The 14,886-nt window shown below is 62.1% G+C and carries 8 protein-coding genes; 6 read left to right on the forward strand and 2 right to left on the reverse strand.

Features of this window, described 5'->3' with window-relative positions:
* The first annotated feature begins 50 nt into the window (after nucleotides 1-50).
* The 3 genes from C4Q26_RS09950 to C4Q26_RS09960 all read left to right on the forward strand — a co-directional run bounded on the left by C4Q26_RS09950 (nucleotide 51) and on the right by C4Q26_RS09960 (nucleotide 3,517).
* On the forward strand, nucleotides 51-1,343 hold the full coding sequence (locus C4Q26_RS09950) for a murein hydrolase activator EnvC (protein WP_027907925.1): 1,293 nt from the start codon (nucleotides 51-53) through the stop codon (nucleotides 1,341-1,343).
* A gap of 81 nt (nucleotides 1,344-1,424) precedes the next feature.
* The gene (locus C4Q26_RS09955; RefSeq protein WP_023378266.1) at nucleotides 1,425-2,741 is read left to right on the forward strand and encodes a S41 family peptidase; all 1,317 of its coding nucleotides are present in this window, start codon (nucleotides 1,425-1,427) and stop codon (nucleotides 2,739-2,741) included.
* 8 nt (nucleotides 2,742-2,749) lie between these two features.
* On the forward strand, nucleotides 2,750-3,517 hold the full coding sequence (locus tag C4Q26_RS09960) for a divergent polysaccharide deacetylase family protein (RefSeq protein ID WP_023378265.1): 768 nt from the start codon (nucleotides 2,750-2,752) through the stop codon (nucleotides 3,515-3,517).
* Between the two features lie 4 nt (nucleotides 3,518-3,521).
* Here C4Q26_RS09960 and C4Q26_RS09965 read toward each other — a convergent pair whose 3' ends face one another.
* Together C4Q26_RS09965 and C4Q26_RS09970 are read right to left on the reverse strand one after the other, a co-directional pair.
* A complete protein-coding gene (locus tag C4Q26_RS09965; RefSeq protein ID WP_104883037.1) occupies nucleotides 3,522-8,195 on the reverse strand; it encodes a DUF6543 domain-containing protein in 4,674 nt (1,557 codons plus the stop codon).
* A 119-nt stretch (nucleotides 8,196-8,314) separates the two neighbouring features.
* Nucleotides 8,315-10,318, reverse strand: a complete 2,004-nt coding sequence (locus tag C4Q26_RS09970) for a BCCT family transporter (protein WP_023378263.1) — start codon at nucleotides 10,316-10,318, stop codon at nucleotides 8,315-8,317.
* A gap of 477 nt (nucleotides 10,319-10,795) precedes the next feature.
* On the opposite strand from C4Q26_RS09970, the gene betI reads away from it, so the two are divergent.
* The 3 genes from betI to betA all read left to right on the forward strand — a co-directional run bounded on the left by betI (nucleotide 10,796) and on the right by betA (nucleotide 14,738).
* Entirely contained in the window at nucleotides 10,796-11,452 is a 657-nt protein-coding gene (betI, locus tag C4Q26_RS09975; RefSeq protein ID WP_023378262.1) for a transcriptional regulator BetI, read from the forward strand.
* Nucleotides 11,453-11,490: 38 nt separating this feature from the next.
* The gene (gene betB / locus C4Q26_RS09980; RefSeq protein ID WP_023378261.1) at nucleotides 11,491-12,963 is read left to right on the forward strand and encodes a betaine-aldehyde dehydrogenase; all 1,473 of its coding nucleotides are present in this window, start codon (nucleotides 11,491-11,493) and stop codon (nucleotides 12,961-12,963) included.
* A gap of 77 nt (nucleotides 12,964-13,040) precedes the next feature.
* Nucleotides 13,041-14,738, forward strand: coding sequence for a choline dehydrogenase (betA, locus tag C4Q26_RS09985; protein ID WP_023378260.1), 1,698 nt, complete (start codon nucleotides 13,041-13,043; stop codon nucleotides 14,736-14,738).
* Nucleotides 14,739-14,886 lie beyond the last annotated feature (148 nt).

Genomic DNA, 14,886 nt, shown 5'->3' on the forward strand with positions numbered 1-14,886 from the left:
GCTTGCGCGGGCATACTAGGCCAGTCTCCATCCTTGGTACGCCCAACCTCATGCTTCGCGCCCTGATCCTCCTCGCCCTGTCTTGCCTGCTCAGCCCGGCCTTCGCCGACGAGCGCGCACAGACCCAGCAACAACTGGACGCCACCCGCCAGGACATCGCCGAGCTCAAGAAGATGCTGGGCAAGCTCCAGGAAGAAAAATCAGGCGTGCAAAAAGACCTCAAGAGCACCGAGACCGACATCGGCAACCTCGAAAAGCAGGTGGAGGCTCTGCAGCAAGAACTAAAAAAGACCGAGGGCGAGCTGGAGCGCCTTGATACCGAGAAAAAAAAACTCCAGAGCGCCCGCACTGAACAACAGCGACTGATTGCCATCCAGGCCCGTTCGGCCTACCAGAACGGTCGCGAGGAGTACCTCAAGCTGCTGCTCAACCAGCAGAACCCGGAGAAGTTCGCGCGCACCCTTACCTACTACGACTACCTGAGCAAGGCACGCATGGAGCAACTGCGCGCCTTCAACGAAACCCTGCGCCAACTGGCCAATGTCGAACAGGACATCGCTCGCCAGCAGGAACAATTGCTCACCCAGCGCGCCGACCTCGATACCCAGCGCCAGGCCCTGGAGGCTGAGCGCAGCAAGCGTCAGCAAGTGCTGGCCAAGCTCAACAGCGACATGAAGGACCGCGACCAGAAACTACAGGCCCGCGAGCAGGACCAGGCCGACCTGGCCAAGGTGCTCAAGACCATCGAGGAAACCTTGGCTCGCCAGGCCCGCGAGGCCGAGGAGGCGCGCAAGAAAGCCCTGCTGGCCCAGCAGGAAGCGGAAAAGCGCCGTCAGCAGGAGGCCCTGGCCGCCGCCCGCGAGCGCGACGATGCCGAGCCTGCGAAAAAGGCCCGCACCACCCTGGGCCCGATGGTGTCCAGCGATGGCGCAAGCTATGGCGGTGCATTTTCCGCCGCACGGGGAAAACTTCCATGGCCGGTCAATGGTCGATTGCTTGCACGCTTCGGCGATGCCCGAGGCAGCGATGCCCGGGCCAAGTGGGACGGCGTGATGATCAGCGCCAGCCCCGGCACCCAGGTCCGCGCCGTGCATGGCGGGCGCGTGGTGTTCGCCGACTGGTTGCGTGGCGCCGGACTTCTGGTCATTCTGGACCATGGCAATGGTTATCTGAGCTTGTACGGCCACAATCAAAGCCTGCTCAAGAGCGCCGGCGACATCGTCAAGGCCGGCGAGGCCATTTCCACCGTGGGTGACAGCGGTGGGCAGGACAGCGCAGGTTTGTACTTCGCCATCCGTCAGCAGGGTCGTCCTACCGACCCAGCCCAGTGGTGCCGAGGCTAGTTCACTTTTTTACGGCGCGGTGCCCGGCACCGCACCGATGCTCCCGCAGGGAGCGCCTACAGGATCAGGAGTTCGTTCGACATGCTGCACTCCCCACGTCTCACCCAGCTGGCCCTGACCATCGCCCTGGTGGTCGGCGCGCCCCTGGCCATCGCTGCCGAGCCGGCCAAGCCAGCCTCGGTACCGGCCACCGAAGTGACGGCCAAGGCGCCGTTGCCGCTGGAGGAGCTGCGTACCTTTGCCGAGGTCATGGACCGTATCAAGGCCGCATACGTCGAACCCGTGGACGACAAGACCCTGCTGGAGAACGCCATCAAGGGTATGCTAAGCAACCTCGACCCACACTCGGCCTACCTGGGCCCGGAAGACTTCCAGGAGCTGCAGGAAAGCACCAGCGGCGAATTCGGCGGCCTGGGCATCGAAGTCGGCCAGGAAGACGGTTTCATCAAGGTGGTCTCGCCCATCGACGACACCCCGGCCTCGCGCGCAGGCGTCCAGGCTGGCGACTTGATCGTGAAGATCAACGGCGCACCGACTCGCGGCCAGACCATGACCGAAGCCGTGGACAAGATGCGCGGTAAGGTTGGCGAAAAGATCACCCTGACCCTGGTTCGCGATGGCGGCAACCCATTCGATGTGACCCTCACCCGCGCGGTGATCCAGGTCAAGAGCGTGAAGAGCCAGCTGCTGGAAAACGATTACGGCTACATCCGTATCACCCAGTTCCAGGTCAAGACCGGCGACGAAGTGGGCAAGGCCCTGGCCAAGCTGCGCAAGGACAACGGCAAGAAACTGCGCGGCGTGGTGCTGGACCTGCGCAACAACCCAGGCGGCGTGCTGCAGTCTGCCGTGGAGGTGGCCGACCACTTCCTGACCAAGGGCCTGATCGTCTACACCAAGGGCCGCATCGCCAACTCCGAGCTGCGCTTCTCCGCCGACCCGGCCGACGCCAGCGAAGGCGTGCCGTTGGTGGTACTGATCAACGGCGGCAGCGCCTCGGCCTCGGAGATCGTCGCCGGTGCCCTTCAGGACCAGAAACGCGCCGTGCTGATGGGTACCGACAGTTTCGGCAAGGGCTCGGTGCAGACCGTATTGCCGCTGGCCAACGACCGTGCCTTGAAGCTCACCACCGCACTGTACTTCACCCCCAATGGCCGCTCGATCCAAGCCCAGGGTATCGTGCCGGACATCGAAGTGCGCCCGGCCAAGCTCACCGCAGAGGTCGACAATGACAACTTCAAGGAAGCCGACCTGCAAGGCCACCTGGGCAACGGTAACGGTGGCGCCGACCGTCCGACCGGTAGCGGCAAGCGCAAGGAGCGCCCGCAGGACAATGACTTCCAACTGAGCCAGGCGCTGAGCCTGCTCAAAGGTTTGAACATCACCTCGGGTAAATGATGCCCCCCATGCGGTACCTGTTGTTCTCACTGCTATGGCTGTTGGCCGGGGTCGCGCAAGCGGCACCGGCCGGCAAGGCCTACATCAGCATCATCATTGACGACCTAGGCCAGAGCAGCGAGCGCGACAGCCGCACCCTCGCCCTGCCCGGCCCGATCACCCTGGCCGTGATGCCCGATACGCCCCATGCCACCGACTTCGCCCGCCAGGCCCATAAGGCAGGCAAGACCGTCATCCTGCACATGCCCATGGATCCGGCCACCGGCCCCTATGCCTGGCACCCCGGCACCCCGTTGCCGGAACTGGCCAGTCGACTGGATGCAGCCCTGGCCAAAGTGCCCTATGCCGCCGGTCTCAACAACCACATGGGCAGCCGCATGACCGCCCAACGCGAGCCCATGACCTGGCTGATGGGCGAGCTGCAACGGCGCCATCTGTTCTTCGTCGACAGCCGCACCAGCGCCGCCACCGTGGCCGCAGCCGAGGCGCAGGCCCAGGACGTCGCGCATGTCTCGCGGGATGTGTTCCTGGATGACGTACGCACCGTGGAGGCGATCGAGGGACAGCTGCACCAGGCTGTCGCCTTGGCGCAGCGCCAAGGCTCGGCCGTGGTGATCGGGCATCCTTACCCACAGACCCTGCAAGTGCTCGAGCGCGAGCTGCCTCGCCTGAAGTCTGAAGGTGTTGTCCTGATTGGACTGCGCCAGATGATAAGCGTACGAAGCAACCAGGCCATGCCTGCCCATGGCAAGCATGGCCGCTACAGCAACCGCTGAGGCTTCAATCGAACGGGATGATGCCCTCGGCTTGCTCGAGGGTCAGCCTGCCACGATGGACCCGACGCCCCATCTGCGCGGCCTCCTGGCTACTCACGCGCCGCTGAGCCCAGGTTTTGAGGTGGCCTCGGGTGAAATCCCGCGCCGGCGAGTCCGCAGATCGCATGTGAAAATGCGCCACCCACAACGGCCTGCCAGACGCAGCGCCCGCCTGGGTGCGCATAATCTTGTACTCATCGAATGCACTGTCATTGCGCATGACCTGTCGCGGGCCCATGTACTGCACTCTCAGCAGCTGCTGAGAATGCAGGAAGCGAAGCGCCTCGGCGGTTGGATAACGCGTTTCGGTGTAGAGTTTGATCAGCTTCAGGTTCTTTTCCGCGCGCAGCTCGTCGGAGGCAGCCTCCAATGCCTTGATCAAACTGGTGCTAGCACCTTGCCTGGTCAACCAGTCCACCTCACGGCCTAGCTTATCGACTTGTTCATCGAACAGTTGCGCCAGCCGCGTTCCCTTGATGTCGCTTTTGACATATTCATCAGCCTTGCGCGAGAGCTGAGCATTTTCATCCAACAAGCGCTGCACGCGCATCGCCGAATCCGTCTCTTGCACCACCGGCTCGGCAGAGACTGGCTCTGAGTCGCGCTCTTGCCAACGGTCATTCACCCGATCGAAACGGGCCAGCAGCGTATCGCTGAATGGCTCCCGCACCTCCAGGACGTCCTGTCCGTTCTCCGAGATCACAGTGCCGATGAGTATCTGCCCCTTCCCGTTACGCACCACCCGTTGAGAGTTGGTGGTAGCCAGATAAGCTTTACGTTGGCTTGCCACGACGCCTTTCTCGGCCTCCTCGACGGCGTCCACCAGCCGTCGTCCTGCATCTGCCTTGAGTTTTTCCAGTTCGGTCCGGTAGCGGTCAAGCATCTCGCCCCTGACCAAGGCACCACCTTCCCTGCCGATGCGCGCGCTGTTGAGCAGCGCCTCGGAGTAGCCATCCCAGGCATCCTGGAGAATGGTTATGCGGTCATCGACCGGCAGATTGGCGAAATCAAGCTCACCATGGGCACCGGCCACATTACGCAACTCATGCCCGGCCAATTCTTTCCGGTAACCACGCAAGATGTGCTGATCATTCACAGACCCCAGATTCAGCGCCAGGTCGGCCAGATTCAGGACATGGTGAAAGCGAAACTGCACCGTACTGAACTTTCGCTTGGGAATGAGTGAACCAGCGGTTCGAGTGACGGCTTCCATGCCGATGCTTATGACCAGATCGGCAGGAGCCTCGACCAGCAACACGTCGAGGTCCTCATAGGCGCTCAGAATACGATCCTGGACTGCCGCGACACGCTTGAGCTTGTCGAGATAGGCCAGGTACTGTTCTTGTACCTGCACCAGCGGCTGCCCTTCGACTGCCGCTTTGAGCGCCAACAACTCGGTGTAGTCAGCAAGGCTCCACAGTTCGTTGAGGATGAAGTCGCTGTAATAGATGAGGCTGCTCAGGACATTGTCCCTGTGTTGCTGGATCGCACTATCGAGCGCCTGGCTGCGGCTGTTGGAATACTTCGGTTCAAGCATGGCGTCGAGCTTGACCTTGATCTGCTTGTCTTTTTGCACGGCCACCTCAAGGTGAGGAACCGATTCATGGCGCTTGCTGAGCAGTTGCGCTTGCCATTGACCGATCCGAGCGTCGTAGTGCTCGATGACAGCCTCGGTCGACTTGCGTTGGTCGGCTGAGCCTCCAGCCTCGAGCGTGGCCTGCGCACCTTGGCGAAGCGCCTTGAGCTTGTCGATCTTCTCCAGCAGTTCGGTGATGTCCAGACTGATCTGGCTGAAGGCACTGATCGCGACCTTGCCTTGACTATCGAGCGCTTCGACCGAGTGCCTGAGCGCTTCGAATTGAGCGGCAAGGTTCTTGCCCAAGCGACTGTTCTTCATGCCTCCGGCAAGGCGCAGCGTGCTATCCACTCGCCAGCCGCCATCCACATGGACTAACCAGGGCCCGTAACCGCCCTTGCCGTCGATTACCCGCACGCCCTGCGCCGTCACCTCCACAGGGTAGGCGTCTGCGCTCATGACGGCATAGAACTGCCCGTCGACAAGGTGCAGGCCCGCGGCATCTCCGCTGGCCTGCAGGCTGGAGGAATCGAACGCCACGCCCGAGCGCATGGCGCGCAACGCCTGGCGCTGAGTAGGTGGCAGCCAGTTGAAACCATGGTTGCCCCGCCAGGTGAAGTCCAGCTGGCGGTCGGGCAGCGCCCCCAGTGCACCGACCATCGCTACCGGCCCTTCTGAGGGCACCAGGGAAATCTCGCGAAACGCACCGCTCTGCGCGGCCAGCCCTTCAAGAGCCGATGCGTCTGGGATTTGCCCAAAACCTTCAGGCAAAGCGCCGGGTTGGCGTGCATGCAACAGGACCATTCCCAGATTCAGCAACAAATCGACCACGGCGGCAGACCGGTCGAAGTCACCTTCCTGTTCAAGGGCAAGCAAATCGTGATCGAGAGACGTTAGCAGTTGCACCATCCACGTCACGCTGGCCACAGGCCCGCGCAACACCAGCGTGACCACATCGAACAGCAGCCAAGCGCCTTGTGAAAGCGTTTCCCAGCGGCGCTCGGCATTGGAGGTGGACTGCTGGTCGGCCAGCTCTACCAGCAAATCACGGTTCGCGTCGTAAAGCTTGTTGTCCAGACTGGTATTCCAGAACACCGGCTGAAGGACTGGCGGAGCCGGTCGCTCGGGCAAGCTGGAAGGGTCCAGGCCGATGCTGGCGACATGCGGCTCGATGAAACCGCCGTTGTCGTAGATATGGCGAACCTGCGGCTGCAACCAGTCGAGTACGCTCGCTTGCAATCGCACGGACGTTTGCACGTGTTCCAGCAACTTCTCGAAGCTTGCATACTCACGCAGTGTGTCCTGCCTGTACAACGGACGATACAGCAGCACCCGCGTGGGCTCGGCGCAGAACAACACGTACATGCCACGCACCGTGTCATCGTGGCGGGACTGGGGCTGGCGCCTGAAGGTCAGTGGCATCAGGGTAATTCGCGGTGCGTCCGGATCGTCATGACCATTGCAGAAGTTGACGACACACTGCAGGCCAGTATCGGTGATCTTACCGTCCAGCTTGCCTTGCAGGGCGCTGAACCGCAGGGCATTGCGCCATTCCCGGCCAAACCGTTGGACACGCCGGTCCCGCTGCAGCGGATCATCCAGCACTTGCGCTACATAGCGAGGATAGGTGCCGCCGATGTCGACGCGCTCGACCAGTCGCCTGGCCGCTTCGGCGTTCAGCCACGCGGGTACTGTGGCCCCCTGTGCATGACGGATACGTATTACCGAGGCGTCCTTGAGCGAGCCAAGCTTGCCGATGGCATATTCGGTCAAGGTCTTTTCGCCCGCCCAGGCAAGAGGCTCGCCCCCACCGGCTCCTGTGGCCGATCCTCCGGGGATACCCGACGCGATGTAGAATTCAAGGAGCAGTTCATCCGGCGACATGGCATCGCCATGCTCCTTGAGCATTTGCTCGCTCAGTCGTTGGTGGGTGTAGTCGTGCAAGCTCATGACGCCATCCAGGGCAGCCACGCCTTCGGCATCCAAGTGGTCCACAGCGAGCTGCAGCAACGCATTGCGGTATTGGAACGTGTCATTGGCTGCGCTTGTCAGCAGCCCCGGTGGCGGTTTGACCGCAGGCGTGTCGTCCAGGTAGCTGACGAACCACTGCGCCGGGTCGCTCAGCTGGGCGAACAGCTGTTCCAGCGCCGGCACATCGGCCAAGCGCCCGTAGCGCACCCTTTGGACCCGTTCGAACATCTGCTCCAGCAACTGCACCACTTGTTGCGCCGCGACATTGCCCTCCACCCTGTATCGCTGCCAGCTCATGGCATCGAAGCTGTAGCGCTGCGCCAGTTCATTGCGCAGGGCCACGGCAAACGCCTTCATCGAGGCGAAACTGCTCACCTGCCCAGAAGGCGCGCACCATAGGATGACCTCCCGCTCATCCCACTCGCCGGTGACCAGCAGATGACCCAAGGTTTCGTTCACGCTACGCGAGCCTGTGGATAACTCGACCTGCACGAAGCTCACGTCAGGCTGATCGCCACCACCGCGAATCAGCCCTCGTATGCACGCCTGCTCCTGGGCATCCAAGCCTTGCAATGGCAACCCACGCAATAGCGCGGTCTTCAACAGCAACCGCATCCAGCTGTCTCGGCTGCTTGCACCACTGCCGACACCGTTCCAATAGTCGAGCTGAGCCTGGCAGAAATGTTGCGGCAATCGCTCGATCAGCTCGTCGAGCGCCGGGCCTAGGTCCGGCAACTGGCGGGTGTCGTACGCGCTGCTGGAACCGGCGAAGCGATAAGGTGCGATCAGCCCGAGGTTATGATGGCGCCCATCAAGCGGTTGCAGGTCGATGGACTGGGTCTGGAGCATGGCCTGCAGAACGCGCTCGACCAACGGTTGGGTGTTCCAGTACGGGGTCGATGGGTCTGGACTGTCCAACGTCAATGGGTCGGCGGACGACAATGCAGGCTGTACGGATGCCAGCCACGGCAGCTCGGCAAGCAGCAGTTTGAGCAGTTGTTCGCTCGCGACCTGGCGCAGCGTCGGGCGATCGCCGAACTGCCGGGCAGCGGCGCGTTGAAAGTCGAATGTCGGGGTGTCGAAACTGGGCATGCCCTTGGCCTCCTGGTGAGTGGACCGGAAGCCTTGCGCGCAGGGTCGCGCCTGCGGTGCTACTTATTGCAAGCACCGACAAAAAGCCCTGCTATTGCAGCAGGGCTTTTTCATACGCATCAGCTGTAGACGCGTCCCAGCAATTGCCGATGGCTCTCGAACTGATCGAGCACATCACGCACGATCTGATCAGGCGCGAAGCCCATCAGGTCGTACTCCTGACTGCCATCGTGCAGGTAGACCTCGGCACGGTAGAAGCGTTGGCGCACTTGCGGTTCGCCCTCCACCGGGGCTTCGCTCGGCGCGGCCAGGTAGCCATCCAGGCTCACTTCATAGACGAACGGGTTGCCCTCTTCCATCATCACCCGCAGGCCCATCATGTTGCGCGACTGGCCTACACGGGTTTCCACGTCGAAGCCAAGGTTCTGCAGCTGTGTGGCCGCCTCTTTCAGCGCCGGGCTGACCTGCTTGTCCATGAAGCGCTGAACCACCGCTTGGGTCGGCTGCAGATCCAGCTGAGTCAAGCGCTCGCTGAAACCGCGACGGCCGCGGGCTGCCAGCTCGGCGCGCTCGTTTTCAACCGCGACGTCCTGCTTCATGGCCTTGTACAGGCCGAACATGAACAGCACCAGCACCACCGAGAATGGCAGGCCTGCCAGAACCACCATGGTCTGCATGGCCTCGAAGTTACCCGCGAACAGCAGACCGATGGTTACCAGGGTGATGACCACCGACCAGAACACCACCATCCAGTGCGGGGCGTCTTCATCGACCTTGCCGCCTTTGCACGACAGGTTGGCCATCATCACCGCGCCGGAGTCGGCTGGGGTGAGGAACAGCACGAAGCCAACGAACACCGCCACACCGATCACGATCTTGGCCGCAGGGAAGTATTCCAGCAGCTGGTAGATCGACATCGACGGCTGTTCCAGCGCGGTCTTGCCCAATTCCACAGCACCCTGGTTGATCACCAGGTCCAGCGCAGTGTTGCCGAAGATCGACAGCCAGGCCAGGGTGAAGCCCAGTGGAATCAACAGTACACCGCTGACCAGCTGACGCACGGTACGGCCCTTGGAAATACGGGCGATGAACATGCCGACGAATGGACCCCAGGAAATCCACCAGGCCCAGTAGAACACGGTCCACAGGCCCAACCAGCGCTCGGACTTGCCCGCTTCGCCTTCATAGACGTACAGGTCGAACGTCTTCAGCACGATGCCATTGAGGTAGTCGCCAATGTTTTGCACGAAGCCATTGAGCAGGTGCAGGGTCTGGCCACCCAGCAGAACGAAGATCAGCAGGCCGCTGAACAGCATGATGTTCAGGTTCGACAGGCGGCGGATACCGTTCTCGACACCCGATACCGCAGCGACGGTAGCAACGCCAGCCATCACCAGGATCACCATCAGCAGGTTGGTCTGGCTGTGTTGCATGCCGAACAGGTACTCCAGGCCCGACGATACCTGCATCGCGCCGATACCCAGGTTGGTCACCAGACCCAGCAGGGTGACGAACATCCCGAAGATGTCCACGGCATTGCCGGCAGCGCCCTTGACCCAACGCTCACCGACCAGCGGGAACAGTGCCGAGCGCAATGCCAGCGGCTGGTTGTGACGGTAGGCGAAGTAACCCACGGCCAGGCCGACCAGCGCATAGATCGCCCAGCCATGCAGGCCCCAGTGCAGGAAGGTCAGCTGCAAGCCCTGGCGCGCGGCTTCGAGACTGGCTGGCGTACCTTCCGGCGGGTTGAAGTAGTGGTCCAGCGGCTCGGAAGCGCCGAAGTACAGCAGCGAAATGCCGATACCCGAAGAGAACAGCATGCCGGCCCAGGCGCCGTAGCTGAAGTCGGGCTGGTCGTCCTTGCCACCGAGCTTGAGTTTTCCGAAATCGGAGAAAGCCAGGTAAACGACGAACAGCAGGTAACCGCAGATCACCAGCATGTAGTACCAACCGAAGGTACGGGTGAGCCATTTCTGGGCTACGCCCAGTACTTGGCCGGCGGTTTCGGGTACAGCGATCAGCAAGGCAGTCAGAACAAGGACCAACAGCGCGGAGGTGTAGAACACCACGCGATTGACCCGCACCCTCTCGGCGGGGGGTTTGGTAAGGGAGGCAGAACTCATTGCACGAATGCTCCGGGCAGTGCGGCTGTGGAGGCTAATCAGTCTTTTCCCGCGCAATTGGTGCAATAGCCCCACTGCGTCAGGTGTTATAAAAGCACCCTGGAAACCGTGATCCCGAATCGAAACGTTGCAAAAAACCAGACAGGTGGTCCGTGTCCGACTGTGCACTCACCCTGAAAGTGCGCGCATTGGTCACAGAGCACACCGCCCGCTCCAAGGGCCTGCCGCAGGTCGTCGACCGTCTGGCAGAATCTGTCTTTCGCTTCGCTCTAGCCCGTCAACGCCTTGTATTCCGGGGGTTACACGATTTCCTGGGGTGTCGATTCGTGCCTTCTCGACCGTGTGAAATACTGTCAATGGCACAAATTGTCGCAGAGCTTATTCTTTATTGATTGAACGTTCAATCAAAACAAAATAGACTGGCCTTCGCCGAGTCAGCCGCCCGTCGTCTGCTCGCAGGCCTGAGGAGATAGCAAGATGCCCAAGGTCGGTATGCAACCCATCCGCCGCCAGCAGTTGATCGAAGCCACGTTACAGGCGGTCGATCAGGTCGGCCTGGGGGACGCCAGCATTGCGCTGATTGCCCGTTTGGCCGGGGTGTCGAACGGCATCATCAGTCACTACTTTCGGGACAAGAACGGCCTGATCGCAGCGACGATGGGTTACATCATGAGCATGCTCAACGAAGGCGTGAGGGCGCGTCGCCAGTCACTGACCGACGACAGCCCGCGAGCCCACCTGAAAGTGATCATCGAGGGCAACTTCGATGCCAGCCAGGTGAACGGCCCGGCGATGAAAACCTGGTTGGCCTTTTGGGCTTCCAGCATGCACCAGCCCGATTTGCACAGGTTGCAGCGGATCAATGACCACCGCTTGTACTCCAACCTGTGCTGCCAGTTCCGCCGCGCCCTGCCGCTCTACCATGCGCGCAAGGCAGCCCGCGGCCTGGCGGCCCTGATCGACGGCTTGTGGCTGCGTGGAGCACTGTCGGGTGACGCATTCGACACCGATCAGGCGATACGGATTGCTTACGAATACATGGATCTACAACTGGCTAAACAGCACACCCTGGGCACTGACGACCAGGCCGCTGAACAACCGCGCACGGCACTTGCCAACCCGGCAGGAGCGTGACGCGAAAGCCAACCACACACTGCACTTGCGAGGACACTATGGCCCGTTTCGGAACGCAAAAACTCTACATTGATGGTGGTTATGTCGACGCCGGCAGCGATGCCACTTTCGAAGCCATCAACCCGGCCACTGGCGAAGTCCTCGCCTACGTACAGCGCGCTACCCAGGCTGACGTCGAAAAAGCCGTGGAAAGCGCCGAGCGCGGCCAGAAAGTCTGGGCTGCCATGACCGCCATGCAGCGCTCGCGCATCCTGCGCCGCGCCGTCGACATCCTGCGCGAGCGCAACGACGAACTGGCCATGCTGGAAACCCTGGACACCGGCAAGTCGTACTCCGAAACCCGCTACGTCGATATCGTCACCGGCGCCGACGTGCTGGAGTACTACGCTGGCCTGGTACCGGCCATCGAAGGCGAGCAGATTCCGCTGCGTGAATCCTCCTTCGTCTATACCCGCCGCGAGCCACTGGGCGTAACCGTCGGTATCGGCGCCTGGAACTACCCGATCCAGATCGCCCTGTGGAAATCCGCGCCAGCCCTGGCTGCCGGCAACGCGATGATCTTCAAGCCTTCGGAAGTCACTTCGCTGACCACGCTGAAACTGGCCGAGATCTACACCGAAGCCGGCCTGCCGGATGGCGTATTCAACGTCCTGACCGGTAGCGGCCGTGAAGTCGGCACCTGGCTGACCGAGCACCCACGCATCGAGAAAGTCTCCTTCACCGGCGGCACCACCACCGGCAAGAAGGTCATGGCCAGCGCCTCCAGCTCCTCGCTGAAGGAAGTGACCATGGAACTGGGCGGTAAGTCGCCGCTGATCATCTGCGCCGACGCCGACCTGGACAAGGCCGCCGACATCGCCATGATGGCCAACTTCTACAGCTCGGGCCAGGTGTGCACCAACGGCACCCGCGTGTTCATCCCAGCCGAACTCAAGGCAGCCTTCGAAGCCAAGATCGTCGAGCGCGTGGCCCGTATCCGTGCTGGCAACCCAGAAGACGAAAACACCAACTTCGGTCCGCTGGTCAGCTTCCCGCACATGGAGAGCGTCCTGGGCTACATCGCCAAGGGCAAGGAAGAAGGTGCCCGCGTTCTGTGCGGCGGTGAGCGTCTGACCCAAGGCGACTTCGCCAAGGGTGCCTTCGTGGCCCCGACCGTCTTCACCGACTGCACCGACGACATGACCATCGTCAAGGAAGAAATCTTCGGCCCGGTGATGAGCATCCTCACCTACGAGACCGAAGAAGAAGTCATCCGCCGCGCCAACGACACCGAATACGGCCTGGCCGCTGGCGTGTGCACCAACGACATCAGCCGCGCCCACCGCATCATCCACAAGCTCGAAGCCGGTATCTGCTGGATCAACGCCTGGGGTGAATCGCCGGCGGAAATGCCGGTCGGTGGCTACAAGCAGTCGGGCGTCGGCCGTGAGAACGGCGTCAGCTCGCTGGCTCAATACACTCGCATCAAGTCGGTCCAGGTCGAGCTGGGCGGCTACAACTCGGTTTTCTGAACCCTGTCTAGCCACGCCCGTGCCAATGAGCACGGGCGTTTCCGCTCCCTGATCACCGCCAACACGAGGGTACTTCCATGTCCCAAGAATTCGATTACATCATCGTCGGTGCCGGCTCGGCCGGTAACACCCTGGCCGCCCGCCTGACCGAAGACGCCGGCGTCACCGTACTGCTGCTGGAAGCCGGTGGCCCCGACTACCGCTTCGACTTCCGCACCCAGATGCCAGCCGCCTTGGCCTTCCCACTGCAGGGCCGCCGCTACAACTGGGCCTACGAGACCGATCCAGAGCCGCACATGGATGGCCGCCGCATGGAATGTGGTCGTGGCAAGGGCCTGGGTGGCTCCTCGCTGATCAACGGCATGTGCTACATCCGCGGTAACGCCATGGACTTCGACGGCTGGGCAGAACTGCCAGGCCTGGAAGACTGGACCTACCTGGACTGCCTGCCGTACTTCCGCAAGGCAGAAACTCGCGACATCGGCCCGAACGACTACCACGGCGGCGAAGGCCCGGTCAGCGTCACCACGCCCAAGGCCGGCAACAACCCGCTGTTCCACGCCATGGTCGAAGCCGGTGTGCAAGCTGGCTACCCACGCACCGAAGACCTCAACGGCTACCAGCAGGAAGGCTTCGGTCCGATGGACCGTACCGTGACCAAGAAAGGCCGCCGTTCGAGCACCGCCCGAGGCTACCTGGACCAGGCCAAGAAGCGTCCGAACCTGACCATCGTCACCCATGCCCTGACCGACCGCGTGCTGTTCGACGGCAAGCGCGCCATCGGCGTGACTTACCTGGTCGGCGACAGCGAAGAGCGCGTCGAAGCCCGCGCCCGCAAGGAAGTCATCGTCAGCTCCGGCGCCATCGCCTCGCCACAGCTGCTGCAGCGCTCCGGCGTGGGCCCGCGCGCCCTGCTGGAAAGCCTCGACATCCCGGTCGTGCACGACCTGCCTGGCGTTGGCGAGAACCTGCAGGACCACCTCGAGTTGTACCTGCAGTACGCCTGCACCCAGCCAGTCTCGCTGTACCCGTCGCTGCTGTGGTGGAACCAGCCGGCCATCGGCGCCGAATGGATGTTCAACGGCACCGGTATCGGCGCCAGCAACCAGTTCGAGGCGGGCGGTTTCATCCGTACTCGCCCTGAGTTCAAGTGGCCGAACATTCAGTACCACTTCCTGCCGGTCGCGATTAACTACAACGGTTCCAACGGGGTCAAGGAGCACGGCTTCCAGGCACACATGGGCTCCATGCGTTCGCCTAGCCGTGGCCGCATCAAGCTCAAGTCCAAAGACCCACGCCAGCACCCAAGCATCCTGTTCAACTACATGGCCACCGAGCAGGACTGGCAGGAATTCCGTGACGGTATCCGCCTGACCCGCGAGATCATGGCCCAGCCGGCACTCGACCCGTACCGTGGCCGTGAGATCAGCCCGGGCGCGCACGTGCAGACGGACGAAGAACTGGACAAGTTCATCCGCGAGCACGCCGAAACCGCCTTCCACCCGTCCTGCTCGTGCAAGATGGGCACCGACGACATGGCGGTGGTCGATGGCGAAGGCCGAGTGCATGGCATGCAAGGCCTGCGTGTGGTCGATGCGTCGATCATGCCGATCATCATCACCGGCAACCTCAACGCCACCACGATCATGATCGCCGAGAAGATCTCGGACAAGATCCGTGGCCGCAAGCCACTGCCGCGCAGCACCGCCAAGTACTACGTGGCCAATGGTGCACCGGTGAAGGGCAAGCCGATGCGCGAGGTGAAGCAGGCATGAACCTGCCCCGGCCTCTTCGCGGGTGAACCCGCGAAAGAGCCCACCCCTGCAACACCAGAAAAGGCACCCTGCGCGGTGCCTTTTTTTCATCTGCGGAAACGCTTTACAGCCTGCTAATTCATCAGGTTAGAATCAGTTGGCACGCGAC

It is taken from the genome of Pseudomonas sp. SWI44 (genome assembly GCF_002947915.1).
Lineage (GTDB): Bacteria > Pseudomonadota > Gammaproteobacteria > Pseudomonadales > Pseudomonadaceae > Aquipseudomonas > Aquipseudomonas taiwanensis.

Excerpts from the sequence above, each read along its gene's own strand:
- C4Q26_RS09950 (WP_027907925.1), top strand. The coding sequence starts at position 51 with ATGCTTCGCGCCCTGATCCTCCTCGCCCTGTCTTGCCTGCTCAGCCCG.
- C4Q26_RS09955 (WP_023378266.1), top strand. The coding sequence starts at position 1,425 with ATGCTGCACTCCCCACGTCTCACCCAGCTGGCCCTGACCATCGCCCTG.
- C4Q26_RS09960 (WP_023378265.1), top strand. The coding sequence starts at position 2,750 with ATGCGGTACCTGTTGTTCTCACTGCTATGGCTGTTGGCCGGGGTCGCG.
- C4Q26_RS09965 (WP_104883037.1), bottom strand. The coding sequence starts at position 8,195 with ATGCCCAGTTTCGACACCCCGACATTCGACTTTCAACGCGCCGCTGCC.
- C4Q26_RS09970 (WP_023378263.1), bottom strand. The coding sequence starts at position 10,318 with ATGAGTTCTGCCTCCCTTACCAAACCCCCCGCCGAGAGGGTGCGGGTC.
- betI (WP_023378262.1), top strand. The coding sequence starts at position 10,796 with ATGCCCAAGGTCGGTATGCAACCCATCCGCCGCCAGCAGTTGATCGAA.
- betB (WP_023378261.1), top strand. The coding sequence starts at position 11,491 with ATGGCCCGTTTCGGAACGCAAAAACTCTACATTGATGGTGGTTATGTC.
- betA (WP_023378260.1), top strand. The coding sequence starts at position 13,041 with ATGTCCCAAGAATTCGATTACATCATCGTCGGTGCCGGCTCGGCCGGT.